Origin of the sequence: Bacillus sp. DX3.1, from assembly GCF_030292155.1 — a bacterium.
Lineage (GTDB): Bacteria > Bacillota > Bacilli > Bacillales > Bacillaceae_G > Bacillus_A.
Map to the genome: position 1 here is coordinate 1,073,078 of NZ_CP128153.1, position 19,152 is coordinate 1,092,229.

19 protein-coding genes are annotated in these 19,152 nt (G+C 37.0%); 12 read left to right on the top strand and 7 right to left on the bottom strand.

From position 1 onward, the window contains the following. Positions 1–78: 78 nt before the first annotated feature. A complete protein-coding gene (gene glpD, locus QRE67_RS05345; protein WP_286123862.1) occupies positions 79–1,761 on the top strand; it encodes an aerobic glycerol-3-phosphate dehydrogenase in 1,683 nt (560 codons plus the stop codon). A 170-nt stretch (positions 1,762–1,931) separates the two neighbouring features. Here glpD and prsA read toward each other — a convergent pair whose 3' ends face one another. Then, positions 1,932–2,780 carry a peptidylprolyl isomerase PrsA gene (gene prsA, locus QRE67_RS05350; protein WP_286123863.1) on the bottom strand — a complete coding sequence of 283 codons (849 nt, stop codon included), beginning with the start codon at positions 2,778–2,780 and terminating at the stop codon, positions 1,932–1,934. A 466-nt stretch (positions 2,781–3,246) separates the two neighbouring features. Then, on the bottom strand, positions 3,247–3,441 hold the full coding sequence (locus QRE67_RS05355) for a hypothetical protein (protein WP_286123864.1): 195 nt from the start codon (positions 3,439–3,441) through the stop codon (positions 3,247–3,249). A 120-nt stretch (positions 3,442–3,561) separates the two neighbouring features. Between QRE67_RS05355 and QRE67_RS05360 the strand changes: the two genes are divergently transcribed. Continuing rightward, positions 3,562–3,891, top strand: a complete 330-nt coding sequence (locus tag QRE67_RS05360; RefSeq protein ID WP_286123865.1) for a DUF1878 family protein — start codon at positions 3,562–3,564, stop codon at positions 3,889–3,891. 8 nt (positions 3,892–3,899) lie between these two features. Here QRE67_RS05360 and QRE67_RS05365 read toward each other — a convergent pair whose 3' ends face one another. Both QRE67_RS05365 and QRE67_RS05370 read right to left on the bottom strand, forming a co-directional pair. After that, positions 3,900–4,457, bottom strand: a complete 558-nt coding sequence (locus QRE67_RS05365) for an HTH-type transcriptional regulator Hpr (protein WP_286123866.1) — start codon at positions 4,455–4,457, stop codon at positions 3,900–3,902. Between the two features lie 300 nt (positions 4,458–4,757). Then, positions 4,758–5,120, bottom strand: a complete 363-nt coding sequence (locus tag QRE67_RS05370) for a YtxH domain-containing protein (RefSeq protein ID WP_286123867.1) — start codon at positions 5,118–5,120, stop codon at positions 4,758–4,760. 79 nt (positions 5,121–5,199) lie between these two features. Between QRE67_RS05370 and yhzF the strand changes: the two genes are divergently transcribed. Beyond that, positions 5,200–5,391: a membrane protein YhzF gene (yhzF, locus tag QRE67_RS05375; protein ID WP_286123868.1), complete on the top strand. Its 192-nt coding sequence runs from the start codon at positions 5,200–5,202 to the stop codon at positions 5,389–5,391. A gap of 70 nt (positions 5,392–5,461) precedes the next feature. Here yhzF and QRE67_RS05380 read toward each other — a convergent pair whose 3' ends face one another. Further along, complete coding sequence (locus QRE67_RS05380) at positions 5,462–5,896, bottom strand: HIT family protein (RefSeq protein WP_286123869.1); 435 nt, start codon at positions 5,894–5,896, stop codon at positions 5,462–5,464. Between the two features lie 909 nt (positions 5,897–6,805). Between QRE67_RS05380 and QRE67_RS05385 the strand changes: the two genes are divergently transcribed. The 5 genes from QRE67_RS05385 (at position 6,806) to QRE67_RS05405 (ending at position 12,084) form a co-directional block, all read left to right on the top strand. Further along, positions 6,806–7,549 (top strand): ABC transporter ATP-binding protein, encoded by a 744-nt coding sequence (locus QRE67_RS05385; RefSeq protein WP_286123870.1) that lies wholly within the window; start codon positions 6,806–6,808, stop codon positions 7,547–7,549. After that, positions 7,542–8,753, top strand: a complete 1,212-nt coding sequence (locus QRE67_RS05390) for an ABC transporter permease (RefSeq protein ID WP_286123871.1) — start codon at positions 7,542–7,544, stop codon at positions 8,751–8,753. Before QRE67_RS05385 ends, QRE67_RS05390 begins: the two co-directional genes overlap by 8 nt. Positions 8,754–9,040: 287 nt before the next feature. Then, positions 9,041–9,760, top strand: a complete 720-nt coding sequence (locus tag QRE67_RS05395) for an EcsC family protein (RefSeq protein ID WP_286123872.1) — start codon at positions 9,041–9,043, stop codon at positions 9,758–9,760. Between the two features lie 409 nt (positions 9,761–10,169). Beyond that, positions 10,170–10,646 carry a PH domain-containing protein gene (locus QRE67_RS05400; RefSeq protein ID WP_286123873.1) on the top strand — a complete coding sequence of 159 codons (477 nt, stop codon included), beginning with the start codon at positions 10,170–10,172 and terminating at the stop codon, positions 10,644–10,646. Then, positions 10,639–12,084 (top strand): PH domain-containing protein, encoded by a 1,446-nt coding sequence (locus QRE67_RS05405; protein WP_286123875.1) that lies wholly within the window; start codon positions 10,639–10,641, stop codon positions 12,082–12,084. The genes QRE67_RS05400 and QRE67_RS05405 overlap by 8 nt, the downstream gene beginning before the upstream one ends. 167 nt (positions 12,085–12,251) lie before the next feature. Here QRE67_RS05405 and QRE67_RS05410 read toward each other — a convergent pair whose 3' ends face one another. Then, entirely contained in the window at positions 12,252–12,605 is a 354-nt protein-coding gene (locus tag QRE67_RS05410) for a glycosyl hydrolase-related protein (RefSeq protein WP_286123877.1), read from the bottom strand. Positions 12,606–12,822: 217 nt separating this feature from the next. Here QRE67_RS05410 and QRE67_RS05415 point away from each other — a divergent pair, with 217 nt between their 5' ends. Then, on the top strand, positions 12,823–13,971 hold the full coding sequence (locus QRE67_RS05415) for a glycerate kinase (RefSeq protein ID WP_286123878.1): 1,149 nt from the start codon (positions 12,823–12,825) through the stop codon (positions 13,969–13,971). 279 nt (positions 13,972–14,250) lie between these two features. On the opposite strand, the gene QRE67_RS05420 is transcribed toward QRE67_RS05415, so the two are convergent. Beyond that, the gene (locus QRE67_RS05420) at positions 14,251–14,724 is read right to left on the bottom strand and encodes an antibiotic biosynthesis monooxygenase family protein (protein ID WP_286123880.1); all 474 of its coding nucleotides are present in this window, start codon (positions 14,722–14,724) and stop codon (positions 14,251–14,253) included. 126 nt (positions 14,725–14,850) lie between these two features. Here QRE67_RS05420 and QRE67_RS05425 point away from each other — a divergent pair, with 126 nt between their 5' ends. The 3 genes from QRE67_RS05425 to hemH all read left to right on the top strand — a co-directional run bounded on the left by QRE67_RS05425 (position 14,851) and on the right by hemH (position 19,142). Continuing rightward, positions 14,851–16,965, top strand: a complete 2,115-nt coding sequence (locus QRE67_RS05425) for a transglycosylase domain-containing protein (RefSeq protein ID WP_286123881.1) — start codon at positions 14,851–14,853, stop codon at positions 16,963–16,965. Between the two features lie 180 nt (positions 16,966–17,145). Further along, positions 17,146–18,192: a uroporphyrinogen decarboxylase gene (hemE, locus tag QRE67_RS05430; protein ID WP_286123882.1), complete on the top strand. Its 1,047-nt coding sequence runs from the start codon at positions 17,146–17,148 to the stop codon at positions 18,190–18,192. Between the two features lie 14 nt (positions 18,193–18,206). Then, the gene (hemH, locus tag QRE67_RS05435; protein ID WP_286123884.1) at positions 18,207–19,142 is read left to right on the top strand and encodes a ferrochelatase; all 936 of its coding nucleotides are present in this window, start codon (positions 18,207–18,209) and stop codon (positions 19,140–19,142) included. The last annotated feature ends 10 nt before the right edge of the window (positions 19,143–19,152 follow it).

A 19,152-nucleotide genomic window follows, 5' to 3' on the forward strand; every position in this document is an offset into this window, starting at 1 on the left:
GAGACCACAACACGCTATAGAAGCAATTTCTATAGTGATGTTCGTGGTCTCTTTTTCGTATCAAAGGGAGGAATTACCATGAAATTTTCAAGCAAACAACGTAAAGACGTATTAAACGAAGTGAATAAACAAGAGTTAGATGTGATCGTAATTGGTGGCGGTATTACTGGTTCTGGTATTGCATTAGACGGAGCAACACGTGGATTATCAACAATTGTGTTTGAAATGCAAGACTTTGCAGCAGGTACATCAAGTCGTTCAACAAAGCTTGTACACGGCGGCTTACGTTATTTGAAACAATTGGAAGTGAAGATGGTAGCAGAGGTTGGGAAAGAACGTGCGATTGTGTATGAGAACGGTCCCCATGTGACAACACCAGAGTGGATGTTACTTCCATTCCATACAGGTGGTACATTTGGTGCATTCAGTACATCAATTGGTCTTCGTGTATATGACTTCTTAGCGGGGGTAAAACGAAGCGAGCGTAGAAAAATGTTTAACCGTGAAGAAACGATGAAAAAAGAACCGCTTGTGAAACAAGAAGGATTAAAAGGCGGCGGCTATTACGTAGAATATCGTACAGATGATGCTCGTTTAACAATTGAAGTGATGAAAGAAGCGATTGAACACGGTGCAAAAGCAGTAAACTATGCAAAAGTAGACGGGTTCTTATATAAAGATGGAAAAGTATGTGGTGTACGTGTTATCGATTTATTAGACGGAGAAGTATATGAAGTGTACGGTAAGAAAATTGTAAATGCAGCGGGTCCTTGGGTTGATACGCTTCGTGAAAAAGATAATTCGAAAAAAGGAAAAGTACTACAGTTATCAAAAGGTGTTCATTTAGTAATCGATCAAAAACGTTTCCCACTTGGGCAAGCAATCTATTTTGATACGCCAGATAAACGTATGGTCTTTGCAATTCCACGCGGTGGAAAAACGTATGTAGGTACAACAGATACATTCTATGATAAAGATGCGGCAGTACCACAAATGACAACAGAGGATCGCGCATATATTATCAATGCGATCAACTATATGTTCCCAACTGTAAAGATTACAGAGAAAGATATTGAATCAAGCTGGGCTGGTGTACGTCCACTCATTTATGAAGAAGGAAAGAATGCTTCTGAAATCTCTCGTAAAGATGAAATTTGGACTTCTGAATCTGGCTTAATTACAATTGCTGGTGGGAAATTAACAGGCTATCGTAAAATGGCAGAGATGGTAGTAGATTATGTAACGAATTTATTACAAAAAGAAGGTCATGGCTCATATCCGAAAAGTGAAACGAAACATATGCCGATCTCTGGCGGTCATGTAAGTGGATCTAAACAATTTCCAACATTCGTTGCAAAAAAAGCACAAGAAGGTACAAAATATGGTTTAACGACAGAACAAGCAGAGCAATTTGCAAAATTCTATGGCTCTAACGTTGATGTTCTCTTTAACTTAGCGAAACAACATAAAGAAGAAGCAAAAGAGTATAATATGCCATTAGACGTGCTTGTACCGCTTGTATACGCAATGGACTATGAAATGACAGCGAAACCAGTGGACTTCTTCATCCGCCGCAGAGGGGCTGTATTCTTCAACATTCATTGGGTATATGATTGGAAAGAAACAGTGATTGAGTATATGGCAGTGAAACTAGGCTGGAGCAAAGAAGAACAGATGAAATATACAGCTGAGTTAGAAAAAGCGTTAATGGATGCGGTAGTACCTGTAGATCAACAAGAACAAGCAGCAGCATTAGCATAATAAGAAGCCCCTGAAGGAAAACTTCAGGGGCTTTTGTTTATAGAGAAACTTGGTAATAAGAAAAATTCAAATTAAAAAACGATATGGATTTCATTTCTAAAATAAAAAGGCTGTCAGGAAAGCACCTGACAGCCTAAAAGACTGGTAAACACCAGGCTTTTACTTATACATTATTGTTGTGGAGCTGCTGCTTTTTGAACATCAAAAATATTTTTTAAATCTTTATCTTCGACTTTTACATCAGCCTTTTTCATTTCTTTTGCTACAAACTCACTCATAAATGCAGCATCTTGTGATTTACTTTCAGCAAGTTCTTTTTTAATTGTTTCTTTTTCTTCATTGAATGGTTTTGATTCTTTTACATCAGTTACTTTAATGATGTGGTAACCAAATTGAGATTTAACAGGCTCACTTACTTCATCTTTTTTCATTTTGAAAGCAGCATCTTCAAATTCTTTTACAAGAGTGCCAGGCTTTAATTCACCAAGGTCGCCACCGTTTTGGGCAGATCCTGTATCTTGAGATTCAGCTTTTGCTACTTCTTCAAATGATTTACCTTGTGCAAGCTCTTCTTTTACCTTTTTCGCAGCTTCTTCATCTTTTACAAGAATGTGTTTTGCGAAGACTTTTTTATCACGATAGTTCTTTTTCGCGTCATCGTCGCTAATTGTTTTTGCAATTGCAGCTTCCATCGCTAATTTGCTACGAATGCTGTTTTTGATTGTTTTTTCATCAGTTTTATATTGTTTTAATACTGATTCAAATTGATCACCGTATTGCTTTTTGAAAGTAGCAAATTCTTCATCTACTTTTTTGTCATCAACTTTGTAGTTTTTAGTAAAAACTTTTTCCATAACAAGGGTACGTAATACGTTTTCACCTTGTGTTTTTTTCATTGCATCGTAAAATTCGTCTTTCGTTACATCACCAGCTTTTGATGTGGCAACTTTATCAGATGTTCCACATGCGGATAAGGCAATCAAACTTGTTGCTGCTAAGGCAAGCATAGCTTTCTTCATTCAATAAACACTCCTACTATTATGTATTTTTAATTTATCCCGTACGAATGAGCAACTCTCTCATTTGAGATTGTGCTTACTCATAAGAGCCCGATTAAGTCTTACTGATTCAGCTCTCATGTAAGGGGATTTTCTCTCCTGAAAAGCTGATGTAACAGGGCTTACCGTAACTAGGGATAAAATCTAGCTGAAGGTAATTTTATTCTATAGTATAGGCAATATGTACAAAATTTAATATATCATATTTCGACGTCTTTTCCTATTGATAAAGAAAAATTACCCATTTGTTTGATGGAGATTGTCAGATTGGAGAAAGGTACCATTTTGGGCGGATGTGCATATAAAGGAAACAGGAGGGATATGGTGTATGAATTCGTATCTTATTTTATTACTTGTACTGTTTATTTTATTAGTTATAATAGGTATAATTTGCTTATAGAGGAAAAAAGTGAGGAAAGGACTTTCCTCACTTTGCCTGAAATAAAATTTCAATATAACTAGAAATTAATAGAATGGTAATACATACATTAATAACCCGAAAGACGCTCTTTTGGCGGTGCTCGGACATTTGTTTCCGTTCGCACAGTGTATGTGTCAGGAAATTCGTGTAAAATAGAACAATAAGTGCAAATGTGACAAAAACAATTTCTATGAGAGTCACGAGGATATACCCCCTTTTGGCCAAAATACATATACTTTTATATATTGTATCATACGATATTTTGTTCGTGTTATAAAATTCAGAAATAGAAGACTTTGTGTTAGAAAGTGAGGGGAGAAAGTGGACGTTGTAAAACGATTAGAGCAAGCTGAATATTATGTAGAACTTCTTTTCAAAATGGTCGACGAAGATAAGTGTCCATTTTATTCTTTAATTATAAAGAATAAAGTTCGAAAAAAGGATATTGAACGTGTGCTTACTCTTTGTGAAGAACTAAATAAACAATACATACTGGAAAAGCAAGAAGGTTTACTTTTGTTTGATGCTCTTTTAGAACAATTTAAAAAAGCGCTTCCACATCAGCTCGAGGTAAACGAGACTGCAGAAGCGCTAGAAAGACAAGGTTTATTTCAGCCAATCATGCAGGAATTTTTACGTATGACTGCATGATTGGTAATTTATTTCTTAATCAATTTTTGGTCTTGTTCTGTGAAATTCTCCTCAATATTGTCCAAGGACTTTTCAAAAATATCGATAAAATCTTGTCCGTAGATATTCCTTAAAATAGCGATTAATTCAATATTTTCTGGGAATTTACCATAAAAATTGCGAAGAGCAAGAGCGCCATTAAAGACGGAATTATTTTCAGGGTCATACTCCTCCATTAATTGAAGTAGTAATTCTTCCCCTTTTTCTGTAATTTCAATATACGTATTTCGCTTATCATCTTCTTTTTTTGAAAATACAAGAAAGCCGCGCTCTTCAAGCTTTTTAGAAAAGTTAAATGCTGTAGATACGTGCATAACACCAAACTTTGCAATTTCAGAAATCGAAGCCCCTTTTAAATGATAAGCAATTGATAAAATATGATGCTCATTAATATTTAAATCATATGGTTTAATCCACTGCTGCCAATCTTTTTCTACACATTTCCATAACGCTTTCGATAATTGAGCAATGCGTTGGCTGAAAATCATTGCTTCTTTTACCGAATAATCTTTTTCCCCACTTTTCATTTACTCACCCACTTTTCCATTCTTATTCATTAATATCTATTATGCCAGTAAAATAAAAATTAATAAAGTGTTTTTGTGAGAATTATTAAAATTTTTTGGTAAAACTCCACTCTTATACAAATCATGCATAATAGTGGAAACGCTTTAGTTGTGAAAACCACAAGTGTTATCTTTAAAGAAGAGGGTATAACATATATTGTAAATGCATAAAAACACGACACATCTATGTGATATGTCGTGTTTAGAGGAATATTTATAAAAAATATTTGTTATACGCAAAAACTAAGGATGTAAACTGTTTTACGCTTTTTCGGGAACTGCTTGCTGCAATTTCTCAATTGATTTTTGAATGTCTTTAATTTCTTTTTCAATATGATGTTTGTTTTGAGAAATATCTTGTTTCCATGTAGAAAGTGTATCGTGCATATCATTTTTTAATTCTTGAAAGACTTCTTTACCTTCTGATGCTGTTTCAACGATCTGACGTTGTAACAGTTTCGTATCAGCAGTAATATCCGCCAATGTCTTTTTAATGTCAGTTCCTTTTTCTTTTAGCTTGCTACGCATATCTTTTCCAGAAGAAGGAGTAGAGAAAAGAACGGCAAGTCCAGCGACAGCACCACCACAAATTACACCTGTTACAAAGGATTTAGCTTTTGACATAAAAGGAAACCTCCTTATTTTTTGTTTGTATTCATGATGTATAAAACAGTGCATATGCTTAAGACAAGGGGGGAGAAAAGTGAAACTTGTAACAACAATTTGCTTTATTGTAAGTCTTTTCTTTCTTGTACGTGCCATGCATTTACTGTTATTTGTAAAACAAAAAAGATCGTATCCTCCAGCGTTTTGGGTCAAGAAACAAGCAATGCAGTGCGTTTCTTTTGGAGGCATAGGCTTGTTATGTACGATCTTATTTTATATGTTGCAATAGGTATATTCGTCCCATTCTAATAGTGGATAGGTATAAGCTTGATTGAGTTAATTAAAAATCATGCCTTATTTTATTTTACACTATTTGCAATGGTACTCGCGATGTTTTGTAAATTTTCCGTTGTGTATTCATTTTGATGCGATTTCCAAACCGCACCAAAACCATCGTTTTCACCGTAGCGTGGAATTAAATGAAGGTGGAAGTGGAATACAGTTTGTCCAGCTTTTTCACCATTGTTGTTTAAAAGGTTAAAGCCAACTGGGTTGTATTCAGCTTTAATTGCGTTTGAAATTTTAGGAACGACAGAAAAAATATGTGCTGCAATTTCTGGTGTTAAGGCAAAAACATCTTGTTTATGTACTTTTGGGATAACAAGTGTATGTCCTTTTGTTACTTGACTAATATCTAGAAATGCGAGTACATGTTCGTCTTCATATACTTTTGAGCAAGGAATTTGTCCTTCAATAATTTTACAAAAAATACAATTATCCGCTGTATGATTCATATCTCTCACCCTTTCAGTGGTCTTAGCCGTATTTTAACATAATTACATAGGAGAACAAACACGAAAAACAGGAAGCTGACTTAGCTTCCTGTTTTCTGAAGAAGGATTGAAAAAGCATTTAGTTGATTTACCTTTAGCAGACACCTCATTTATTTAGGAAATGCGTGGTAATTCGACTGTATTCTGCTGTCGACACCCCATTTACAATGAAATGATGTTGCAATCCTTTATGAAATGAAATTGTTTATTTTATAAAACAGTATATACTCTCCTCGAGACACCCCGTTTCTAAAATAGAACAAACTATCTGACTTCTTGTAAACTGTCCTTGTCCATGATAGACACCCCGTTTCATGATGATTTCGCTAGGCTATACTCATCACTATTGGTGGTTGCTTTTTCAATGTGTTCCTTCTTCATTCATTATCATGTCCCGTTTTGTAAAAGATATGCAAAGAAATTATTTTTTTTGAAGAAATTCGATACGATATAAATCCATTTTGATTTTTCGACATATAAAAGGTGACCTGCGCTCGTTTTCTCTCTTTGTTTTCACTTGGCACGGGGCAGGGACCGCTTCTATGCATGGCTGGATGCTCTCTCCCACCTAAAAAGAAGGGTTTTATCCCGCTATTTGCGGACAGTAATACCCCCACCTCAAATTTCTGCAGAAAGCAAAGAAGTTAGGTGGGGGATAAACTGCCCATAAAAGCCCGATTGGTGAGGGCTAATAATCAGTGGGGCATGAAGAAAACCCCCACTGATTAAAGTTTCACTTTATATCGGTTTGTTAATTTGTATTTATATATGTAGTGTCTTTCATTTTTTGGTAAGATGAGTATACATAAAAATTAACAAAAGGTACGCTTGATTAAAGGCGGAAGAATATGAGGAAGAAAGTGGTGTCATATGGAACAGTTATTACGAGTGGAAAATGTCACAGGAGGATATACGAAGCGGCCTGTATTGCAAAATGTTTCATTCTCTGTCAATAAAGGAGAACTTGTCGGCTTAATTGGTTTAAATGGTGCCGGTAAAAGTACAACCATTAAACATATTATTGGTTTAATGGAACCGAGAAAAGGAACAGTAACCATTAATGGAAAAACAATTCGAGAGGATATGACAGCGTATCGCTCTAGCTTTTCATTTATCCCTGAAACACCCGTGTTATATGATGAGTTAACATTAGAAGAGCATTTAAAGTTAACAGCGATGGCATACGGCGTGGGTGAGAAGCAATATGAGGAACGTGTACAGCAGTTGTTAAAGGAATTCCGAATGACGAATCGCTTAAAATGGTTCCCAGCGCATTTTTCAAAAGGAATGAAGCAAAAAGTGATGATCATGAGCGCATTTCTTGTTGAACCATCCCTATATATTGTAGACGAGCCGTTCGTTGGGCTTGATCCGTTAGCGATTCAATCGCTCCTGCAAATGATGAATCAAATGAAAAAGAGCGGTGCGGGTATTTTGATGAGTACACATATTTTAGCAACAGCGGAGCGTTACTGCGATTCCTTTATTATTTTACATCAAGGTGAAATTCGAGCACAGGGAACATTAGCAGCACTGCAGGAACAATTTAACCTGCCTGGAGCAGCGCTTGATGACATTTATATTGCGTTAACAAAGGAAGAAGATTATGAATAGTAAGGTGTTATGGAAAGAAAGATTTAGACATTTTTTAAAAGAAATTCGTACATATAGTAAATACGTATTTAATGATCATTTGAAATTTATTTTTGTGTTTATCATTGGTGCGGGTGCATTTTATTATCAGCAATGGTTACAGACCCTGACACCTTCATTTCCCACGGCATTCGTAATTGCTGTGTTGTTTGGATTCGTATTAACAGCAGGATCGATTCAAACATTATTAAAAGAAGCGGATCTCGTGTATTTGCTTCCTGTTGAAGAAAAGTTAAAACCATATTTTACAAAAGCATTTCTATTTACGTTTATCATTCAGCTATATGCTGTAGCGATGGTGGCGGCAGCACTTGCTCCGCTCTATTTCCAACAAATGAAGCAAACAGGAGCAACTTATATATGGATTGTGCTCGCTGTTGTTTTCGTGAAGGGCTGGAATTTATTTATAACGTGGGAAAAGTCATCTATGACAGATGGACGATTTCACCGCGTTGATTGGTTTATCCGGTTTGTACTAAATGCATTTTTTGTCTATTTTCTTGTAGAACGAGCTTCTGTAATTTATGTAGGAGTAATCGTCTTTGTGATGGCGATCTATCTTGTGTTTATACATCAAAACGGAAAAGGAAAACCGTTAAACTGGGAATACTTAATTGCAGAAGAAGGAAAAAAAATGATGTTCCTATATCGCATTGCAAACATGTTTGTCGATGTGCCGGCATTAAAAGAACGAGTATCACGCCGAAAATGGCTTGATTTTATTCTTAAAATAATTGGTGAAAAGCGTACATATTTATATTTGTATACACGCACATTTTTACGGTCTGGAAACTATTTCGGGTTATATATCCGCTTGCTTGCCATTGGCGGTGTCATTCTTTACTTTATTCCATTTTTATATGGACGTTTTATTGTAAGTCTTGTGTTTTTATACTTAATTGGCTATCAGCTGTTAAGTCTTTGGAAGCATCACCGTTTGAAACTATGGCTTGATTTATATCCGGTGTCCTCAGAAGAAAAGAAAAAGGATTTTCTTAGCCTGTTAAATGCGTTACTTTGCATCGGCGGTGTCATTTTCACAATCGTATTTGCTGTCGCAACAAAAGATCTGATCATGACATGTATTTTATTTGCTGGCAGTATATTATTTAGTATCGGCTTTGTGTATCAATATGGAGCAAAGCGTATCGATCGTCTAAATTGAAGAGGATGTTCAAAAAGTCCGGTAAAGATAGCTGTCGCATTTCTTTGTTACGTTGCCAGTCCGGTACTCGTGTAGTTCCATCTACACTCCGTATCCTCCTGGCTTCCGTGCCTCGAACTGCTCGGCTCTCTTTATCCTCCTTTTTGAACACGAACTAGAGGATGTTCAAAAAGTCCGGTAAAGATAGCTGTCGCATTTCTTCGTTACGTTGCCAGTCCGGTACTCGTGTAGTTCCAGCTACACTCCGTATCCGCCTTTTTGAACACGCACTTGAAAGGAAGGAACTTATGACTGATTATGAAAAGAAGGTCATAATAGAAGTGCAACAGTGGAAGAATACCATCACGAAAGATTCTTCTATGATGACGCGTTTATCCAAAAAAGTACAAACGAAAGTGCAACAGCTTATTCCCGAAAAAGTACAAAGCGTGTTAACGGAAACGATTAAAAAAATGGTGCAGAGCATTAGTGCTGGTTCCAATTTTATAAAACCAAAATTAAAAGAAACAGATTGGTCATTGCAAAGAAGAGATGAAGAAGTGTTCAAAAAAATGGACGAGTATAAAAAGATTGCAGCGGCAGAAGGGGCAGGAACTGGAGCAGGTGGTATTTTACTTGGACTGGCTGATTTTCCGCTTCTACTTAGCATTAAAATTAAATTTTTATTTGATGCAGCTACCATTTATGGATTTGATACGAGTAAAGAAGAAGAGCGTCTTTTTATTCTTCATGTCTTCCAACTTGCTTTTTCAAGCGATGACCACCGCAGAGAGATATGGAAAGCGATTGAAACGTGGGATACAAATAAAGAAAACCATGTCGACTGGGAGAAATTTCAGCAGGAGTATCGTGATTATATTGATTTAGCGAAGATGTTACAGCTCGTACCAATCATAGGAGCCCCGGTTGGAGCTTATGCCAACTACCAATTATTGCAGCGACTGGGAGAAGTGACGATGAATTGTTATCGTGTTCGGTTGCTACAGCAACAGGGAATATCTATTTAAGGACTAAGCTTTCACAAGATGTGAAAGCTTTTCTTTCGTTTGTGATATATACAAAAATACAAACGATTGGTGAGAGCTCTCCATTCATGTGGCAAGGATGGAAGTTTCACTTGTATTTCTATATAAATCTATTTTGATTTTTCGACATATAAGCCACGGCTATGGATAACAAAAGGTGACCTGCACTCGTTTTCTCTCTTTGTTTTCACTTGGCATGGGGCAGGAAAAGGATCTGACCGCTTCTATGCATGGCCGGATGCTCTCTCCACCTAAAAAGAAGGGTTTTATATTTATATATAAAACATTTTTTCTAGTATTTTCTTGTTTTACCATTAGGGTTTTTGTATGATATTGGTATATTTTACAACAAGGTAGTAGACTACTAGATTTCAAAATTTGGAGTGATTAGATGCAGCCATTGGAAAAAGAAATTCATCCCGATATGGTTAAAGTGTGGCAAATTCGTGCATTGATTGGAGCTGGGATTGGGTTAGTTGTTGTGATTGCTTATTTTTTCTTTATGATTCAGTTTAATTGGTGGGGTTGGCTTTTTGGTGTTTTATTTATTTCCTTTATTGTATATGCACCGTTTGACTATTTTATATTTCCGAAACTACGTCAACGTTATCACAGTTATCAATTAAATGAAGAGGAACTAGAAATTCAACATGGAATGTTTGTTGTAAAACGTGTATTAGTCCCAATGATGCGTGTGCAACACGTTACGATTGAACAAGGACCAATTATGAGAAAGCACGGGTTAGCAGAATTACAAATTTCAACTGCGGCTACCTCTCATAGTATTCCAGGTTTAAGGATGAGAGAGGCAGAGCAATTAAAACAGCAAATTGCAGAGCTTGCGAAAGTGAGTGATGAGGATGTATAAGAGGCAGCATCCGATTACCATTTTGCTAGAATTAAAAATATCTCACCTATTACCAGGGATTATTCCATTAATTAGTTTAAAGGGAGAATTTCCATTTTGGTACATGATTCCCATTGCAATTTTTGTTGCAATTATTTTGTTTGCAGTTATAAATTGGTATTATAAAGTATATTGGATTGAAAATAATGTACTACATATAAAACACGGAATGTTTGTAAAAAAGGAAAGTTATTTAAATAAAGAGCGTGTGCAAACAATCAACACAAGTTCAAATGTACTGTATCAGCTATTAGGATTAACGAAGCTTAAAATTGAGACAGCAGGGGGAGGGAATGAGCCTGAAATAAGTTTAGCAGGTGTGACTCAGGAAGAAGCAAGAGAACTTATTTCTCTTTTAAATGAGGAAACAGTTGAGCAGAAAGAATATCAGGAAAGCGTAACAAATTCTACTTTTCAAGAAGAAGCGAAAACAACTGAATATAAATTAACATGGAAAGAAATCATATTAGCTTCTATCACGTCTGGCGAATTTGGGGTAGTATTCTCTGTATTATTGTTTATCTATTCTAAAGTGCAAGATCATATTCCAAAATGGATTGTGGAAAAAGCAGAAAAGTATATTATGAATATTGATGTATACGCTTGGGCATATGGTGTTGCCATATTGCTTGTGCTTTCGTGGATCTTATCAACGATTCGATATGCAATGAAACATGCAAACTTTACTGTACATCGAAAAGGGAATGAAGTTCGAATTTCGCAAGGTCTCTTTGAGAAAAAAGAAATTGTTTTAAAAACGCATCGTATTCAAGGAATAACGATTAAAGAAACGTTGTTACGCCAATGGTTGGGATACTGCTCTGTTCATGTTGAAGTCATTCAAAATGCGGAAAAAGGTGAAACAAATGTAACACTTCATCCGCTCATGAAAAAAGCACATGTATCGGGCTTATTACAATACTTAGGGCTTCCATATGAGATGGAAACAAAACTTATAGGGTTACCGAAGACGGCATTAAGACGTTATTTACTTGGAAGTTGGATTTTATTTGCCGTATTAACTGTTCCAATTGCAGGGGCAGCGATATATTTTGAAAAATATATCGCACTAGTGGTATTGCTACCACTCTTTCTTTTCCTTACATGGTTTGGATATATATCGTATACAGCCGGTGGTTACGCGCTGCATGGTGAACAACTGACCATTGTAGCGAGAAGAGTTGGCAAATATACAGGTTTAGTACGAAGAAGACATGTGCAATCACTATCGAAGAGTCAGACATTCTTCCAACGTAAGGATCAACTCTGTACATACACGTTTATTATTGCTTCATCAGGGGGCGGGCATCATTACAAGCTAGAACATACGACGATGCAAGATGCAGAAGCAATGCACAGTTGGTTTAAGCGAAAAAATGAAAAAATCACCTTATCGTAGGGGATAGCCATCAAGTTAACATAAACAAACTAGCAACTGTTTCTCTTGAGGAGTTCCTAACACGACTTATTCGCCACTATGGTGTGTATGCGAGACGGAGTCAGAAGCTGTGTAAGAAAATGATGACGGCGTGGCAACGAAAAACGGTTAGATGTGCTATATTTTAGTCACCTCATTATCAAACATTCATGATGTGCCGTTTTTGCTAAAGTAAAAAGACACCATTTCTTGTTATCTGCTACGATGAAGTGACCTTCATGTACAACAAGAGTGGTGTCTTTTTTACATATACTTAAAATTTCTAAAGGTTTTTCGTTAAGGTTTGCCGTATGGGCTTCTTGAATAGAGCGATTTAATTCAAATGAAGCTGTTTTTTCTTCGTCTGTTGCATTATAGAAACGCAATACAAATTGGTCATCCTTTTCAGCTTTTTTCAAAGTGCTTAAAACGATTTCTGGTTGTGCTTCTTGTAAGAAACTGAAATGAACGGGTGTTTTAACATCTGCATTGTTTAACTTCATTGCATTAAATGGAATCTTGTTATGCCGCAAAAACAAAGGTAAACCCGAGGGACTATCACGACTCTGTTAAGCTGTATATTGCTCTTTTACTTCAAACTCTTTAGTTTGAAGTATTTTGTTATGCATAACAAAATACTTCTCTATCCTTTGTTACTTAGTCCATTACATCTCCGCTTTTTCACCTTATAATCAAAGATAAATAAAGGAGGTCCTAAAAATGAAGGTTTTAATTGCGATAGATTCATTCAAAGGAAGTATCTCTTCAGCAGATGGCAGCAAAGCTATTTCTTTAGGAATAAAAGATGTCTATCCGAATGCAAAAATTGTAACCTTGCCTTTAGCAGACGGGGGCGAAGGTACTGTGGAAGCGTTGGTTCAAGCAACAGGCGGACAATTCATCAAAAAAGAAGTAACTGGACCGCTAAACAAAAAAGTAGATGCTGTATATGGTATTTTAGGAGATGGAAACTCTGCGGTTATTGAAGTAGCAGCAGCATGTGGTTTACCGCTTGTTCCTTCTGACAAACGGAATCCATCCGTGACAACCACATATGGCGTTGGGGAACTTATTTTTGATGCTATAGAAAAAGGGTGTCGTGAATTTATTGTTGGGCTTGGTGGTAGCGCCACAAACGATGCAGGCATTGGGATGCTTCAAGCATTAGGCTTTCGCTTCTTAGATCAACACAATGAAGAAGTAGGTTTAGGAGGTAAAGAGTTACGAAACATTCACAAAATTGATGTGACTCATGCCCACCCTGTACTAAAAGATTGTACGTTCAAAATCGCCTGTGATGTCAACAATCCTCTTTACGGACCAACCGGAGCCGCTTATGTTTTTGCTCCTCAAAAAGGAGCAACTGCAGAAATGGTAGAAGAGCTCGATAAAGAGATTGAAAACTTTGCACAAGTTGCTCTTCAGGAGCTAAATATGGATATTCATAACATTGCTGGTGCAGGAGCTGCCGGTGGACTTGGATATGCATTTGCAGGCTTCTTACATGCACGCCTTCAGTCTGGAATCCAGTTGGTTTTAGATTTAATTGGAATGGAAGAAAAAATGCAAGGTGTTGATTTTGTCATTACAGGCGAAGGAAAGTTGGATGGGCAAACTTCAATGGGGAAAGCTCCTTTAGGCGTAGCACAACTAGCACAAAAGTACCATATTCCGGTAATTGCGCTGGCAGGTGGTGTTACAGAAGAGACATCCATCTTGAACGAGCTTGGCATAACTTCTTACTTTTCTATTGTGAATGAACCGATGTCGCTTGAAAAAGCGATGGATTCGAAAGTTACTTTTAATAATTTAAGAGTAACTACAAATCAATTATTTCAATTGATTCAAGCAATTCAGCCAAAACGCTAAATGTAAACAAAAAGTATATAAATACAAAATAAAAAACCGATATAAAACCCTTCTTTTTAGGTGGGAGAGAGCATCCGTTCATGCATAGAAGCGGTCAGATCCTTTTCCTGCCCAGACATAGTAAAAACAAAGAGAGAAAACGAGTGCAGGTGACCTTTTGTTATCCATAGCCGCGGCTATATGTTGAAAAATCAAAATGGATTTATATATGTAAACAAAAGGTTTCTCCCGCAAAAGCGATTGGTGAGGGCTTTTGCGGAAGATGAACACAATTTTACTCTATGCTTGTACGTCAAACGTTGTGACAAAAGATGGTTTTGAAAAAATACTTTTTTGTGGCTCTGCACTAGCTTGTGCAGGGCGTTTTTTGTGTGCTCTTTCAAAAGACTGTGATTCCTGCCAATCTTTGAAGTTTTGTTCGCTTTCCCACATTGTCAAAATGACATATGTATCATTACTTAATGGGCGAAGGACGCGGATAGCTTGGAAGCCAGGTTCATTTTCAATAAGCCCCGCTCGGTTTTTAAAGCGGTTTTCAAAAATCGGACGGCCTTCGTCTGTAACTGAGATGTTATTACAGACGATAAATCCAGGTTGTCCTTTAAATTCTCCTACAGCATCTAATACATCATATTGAAGTAGTCCTTGCACACCTTTTTCAATGTTCTCTTTATAAAACATGTCTTTTTCATTACTTTTTGCTATGAAATGTGGTTGTTCTAGAGGTGTTTCGTATGAAATGATCGCTTTCATTTAGTTGCCCCCTTTATTATTTTGATTCTATTATAACAACTTCTGTAAAAAACTTCGAAGATTATACATAAAGATAATTGTTTTTCAAATAATAAACGTACCATCATTTGGAAAGAAGGCCGATGTATGAAGAAAGCAAAGTGGGTCCTAATTAGCGGCGTAGCAGTATTTGTAGTTGCGATCGTTTTATATAAACTGATTGTATTAGCTGGCGGTTATATGATGGATGAAAAAAGGCTTGTTTTCCACTCTTCATCACGTATTGTTGATCAGCAAGGAAAAGAAATTACAAAGCTTTACATCGAAAATAGAGAGCTTGTACCGGTAGAACAAATTCCGAAGCATGTACAACAAGCGTTTGTAGCGGTGGAGGATTCTCGTTTTTATGAACATCATGGCATTGATTTTCCATCGGTCTTCCGTGCGTTATATAAAGATGCTTTAGCTGGTGAGAAGGTAGAAGGCGGAAGTACGATTACACAACAGCTTGTCAAAAATGTTTTTTTAACACGCGAAAAAACGTTGAAACGTAAATTGAAAGAGGTAGCGATTGCTCTTCAATTAGAACAAAAATATACGAAGCAGCAGCTTCTTGAAATGTACGTAAATCATATTTATTTCGGTCACGGTGCATATGGGATTCAGGCGGCAGCAAAGCTATATTTTAATAAAGATGTACAGCAATTGACAGTTGAAGAAGGGGCGATGCTTGCTGGCCTGCCGAAAGCCCCAAATGGATATTCTCCATTTCTATATCCAGAAAAGAGCAAAGCGCGCCGAGATTTAGTGTTATCTCTTATGCATCAGCAAGGATATGTATCAGCAGAGGATACAGTCCGCTATCAAGGAAAAACAATCGCTCTTCATAACAATCAGGATGAACGTGAACTTGCCTATATGCCATACGTTGATATGGTAGTAGATGAAGCGGCGCGTCTGTATGGGTTATCGCATCAAGAGGTGCTCCGCGGCGGATATACATTTGTTGTACCTATGAATGAAAAGATACAAAAGGTAGCGTATGATCAATTTCAAGATGCACGTAACTTCCCAGGAAAAGGCGATGGTGCACAAGGTGCTTTCTTGTTAATGGATAATGAAACAGGAGGGATTAAAGCGGCGATTGGTGGCCGACAATACGTTTCAAGAGGATTTAATAGAGTGTATGCAAAAAGGCAGCCAGGATCTGTTTTAAAGCCACTCCTTGTGTACGCACCAGCCCTTGAAACAAAAAAGTATAATCCTTATTCTTTATTAACAAATGAACGGATATCGTTTGAAGGATATGAACCGCGAAATTATAATCACCAATATTCAAAAGAAGTAACGATGTATGATGCGTTGTTAGAATCCACAAATGTACCGGCTGTATCTCTGTTACATGAAATGGGTGTAGAGCAAGGAAAGCAATATTTAGAGAAAGGAAATATTCGTATTCCAGAATCCGGTTTAAGTACAGCGCTTGGTGGTTTAAAAGAAGGCGTTTCTCCTTTTGAACTTGTGAAGATGTATCGTGCTTTTTTAGCTAATGGAAAAATTATTGAACCACATGTCATTGAAAAAGTGTTCAATCGACACGGAGAAGTGATTGGAGAATCGTCTAAGAGTGAAACGAAAATTTTCTCAAAACAAACGGCTTGGTATATGACCAAAATGTTAGAAGGTGTTGTAAAAGAAGGAACAGCAAGAGCAGGACAATATAGTGGTGCGCTAGCTGGGAAAACAGGAACAACATCGCTTTCGAATCAAGATGCAGGTGCACGAGACCTTTGGTTTGTCGGGTATACACCAAGTTTAGTAGGAGCGGTGTGGATTGGGTATGATCGTACGGATAAAGAGCATCAGCTACATGATGGAAGTTCGTCGGCGACACAATTATTTAAAACGATTTTAAAGAAAGCAAATGTACAGGATAAGCAAAGTTTTAGCCAACCAAAAGGTGTTGAAACCATTGGAAGGCCAATTCGTTTACGTAAACTTGACAAGGTAGAAGTGAAGTTATCTTTTAGTCCATTTGGTTTGTTTACCGCTAAGTTACAATGGAACTCACTTTCTGATAAACGGATCGCATACCGAATTTATAAAGTAGAGCAAGGCAAGGCAGTTCATGTTGGGACAGTGAAAGGTACAGGAGAGTACGAGGTAAAGTTTATTAATGTCTTTTCTAAACCGAGCTTTTATGTTGTTCCGTACAACCCACAAACAGATCGAGAAGGAGAAAAAACAAAAGTTAAACCGTAGTTTTTGCTTATGATATAATAAGAATGTTGCGAAAAATGACAAGTTTTTTACGAACGTTTGTGTCAATTTCATGAACAACGTACATAATATTGTGCATTTTGTTTTTACAAGCTGTATAGTAAAAAAAGATAAATAGGATAGGGTTTGTTAGATGCATGGGTAAGGAAGGGAGCAAGGGTCTTGGTAAGAAATATAAATGAGACATTTTTAAAAGCATGTAAAGGGGAACGAACGGAATATGTACCAGCATGGTATATGCGACAAGCAGGTCGTTCACAGCCTGAATATAGAAAGATAAAAGAGAAATATTCTTTATTTGAAATTACACACCAACCAGAGCTATGTGCATATGTAACAAAGCTTCCAGTTGATCAATATAATGTAGACGCGGCGATTCTTTATAAGGATATTATGTCACCACTTCCAGCGATTGGTGTTGATGTTGAGATTAAATCAGGAATCGGACCGGTTATCGATAATCCAATTCGCTCTTTACAGGACGTAGAGAAGCTTGGTGAAATTCATCCTGAAGAAGACGTACCGTATGTATTAGATACAATCCGATTATTAACAACAGAAATGTTAGATGTTCCGCTAATTGGTTTTTCAGGGGCGCCATTTACATTAGCGAGCTATATGATTGAGGGTGGGCCTTCTCGTAACTACCATAAAACGAAGGCATTTATGTATACAGAGCCGAAAGCTTGGTTTGCTTTAATGGATAAGCTCGCAGATTTGGTTGTTTCTTATTTGAAAGCACAAATTGGAGCGGGAGCAAAGGCAGTTCAAGTCTTTGATTCGTGGGTTGGAGCGGTAAATGTAGCAGATTATCGTATGTTTATTAAGCCAGCAATGGAGCGTATTTTCACTGAACTTCGAGGTATGAACGTTCCGATGATTATGCACGGCGTAGGAGCAGGTCATTTAGCAAATGAATGGCATGATCTACCTCTTGATGTAGTTGGTCTTGACTGGCGCTTGCCAATTGAAGAAGCACGTGCTCGCGGTATTCATAAAGCGGTACAAGGGAATATGGATCCTTCTATATTACTTGCGCCATGGCATGTCATTGAAGAACATGTGAAAGGTATTTTAGATCAAGGAATAAAGCAGCCTGGTTACATATTTAACTTAGGTCACGGCGTGTTCCCAGAAGTAAACCCAGAAATCTTAAAACGTTTAACAGCATTTATTCATGATTATTCTAAAGGGAAACTAGCGAAATAAAGGAGAATACGCGTATGAAAAAGAAAATCGGATTGCTTGTGATGGCATATGGAACGCCGTATAAAGAAGAAGATATTGAGCGTTATTATACGCACATTCGCAGGGGACGAAAGCCGAGCCCAGAAATGTTAGAAGACTTAACGGAACGCTATCGTGCAATCGGCGGTATTTCTCCTTTAGCAACAATTACGCTAGAACAAGCGAAAAAAGTAGAAAAACGTTTAAATGAAGTACAAAATGATGTTGAATTTCACATGTATCTCGGTTTAAAACATATTGAACCGTTCATTGAAGATGCGGTACAAGAAATGTATAAAGACGGGATTGAAGAAGCGATTGCTCTTGTTCTTGCGCCGCATTATTCTACATTTAGCGTGAAATCATATGTCGGACGAGCACAAGAAGAAGCGGGAAAACTAGGGGATTTAACGATTCATGGTATTGATAGTTGGTATAAAGAACCGAAGTTTATCGAGTACTGGGTAGACGAAGTGAAAAAAATATATGATGGCATGACAGTAGACGAACGTGAAAAAGCAGTTTTAATTGTGTCTGCTCATAGTTTGCCAGAGAAAATTATTGCTTTAGGTGACCCATATCCAGAGCAGGTAAATGAAACAGCTGACTATATTGCACGTGGTGCGGAAGTTCGTAACTATGCAGTTGGTTGGCAAAGTGCAGGAAATACACCGGATCCATGGATTGGACCAGATGTACAAGATTTAACGAGAGAGTTACATGAAAAGTATGGTTATACTTCATTTGTATATGCACCAGTTGGTTTTGTAGCTGAACATTTAGAAGTATTATATGACAATGACATTGAATGTAAAATCGTTACAGAAGAAATTGGGGCAAAATATTATCGCCCAGAAATGCCAAACGCATCAGACGCATTTGTTTCTTGTCTAGTAGATGTAGTATTACAGAAACAAACAACTGTTTCGTAATTTTAGGAAA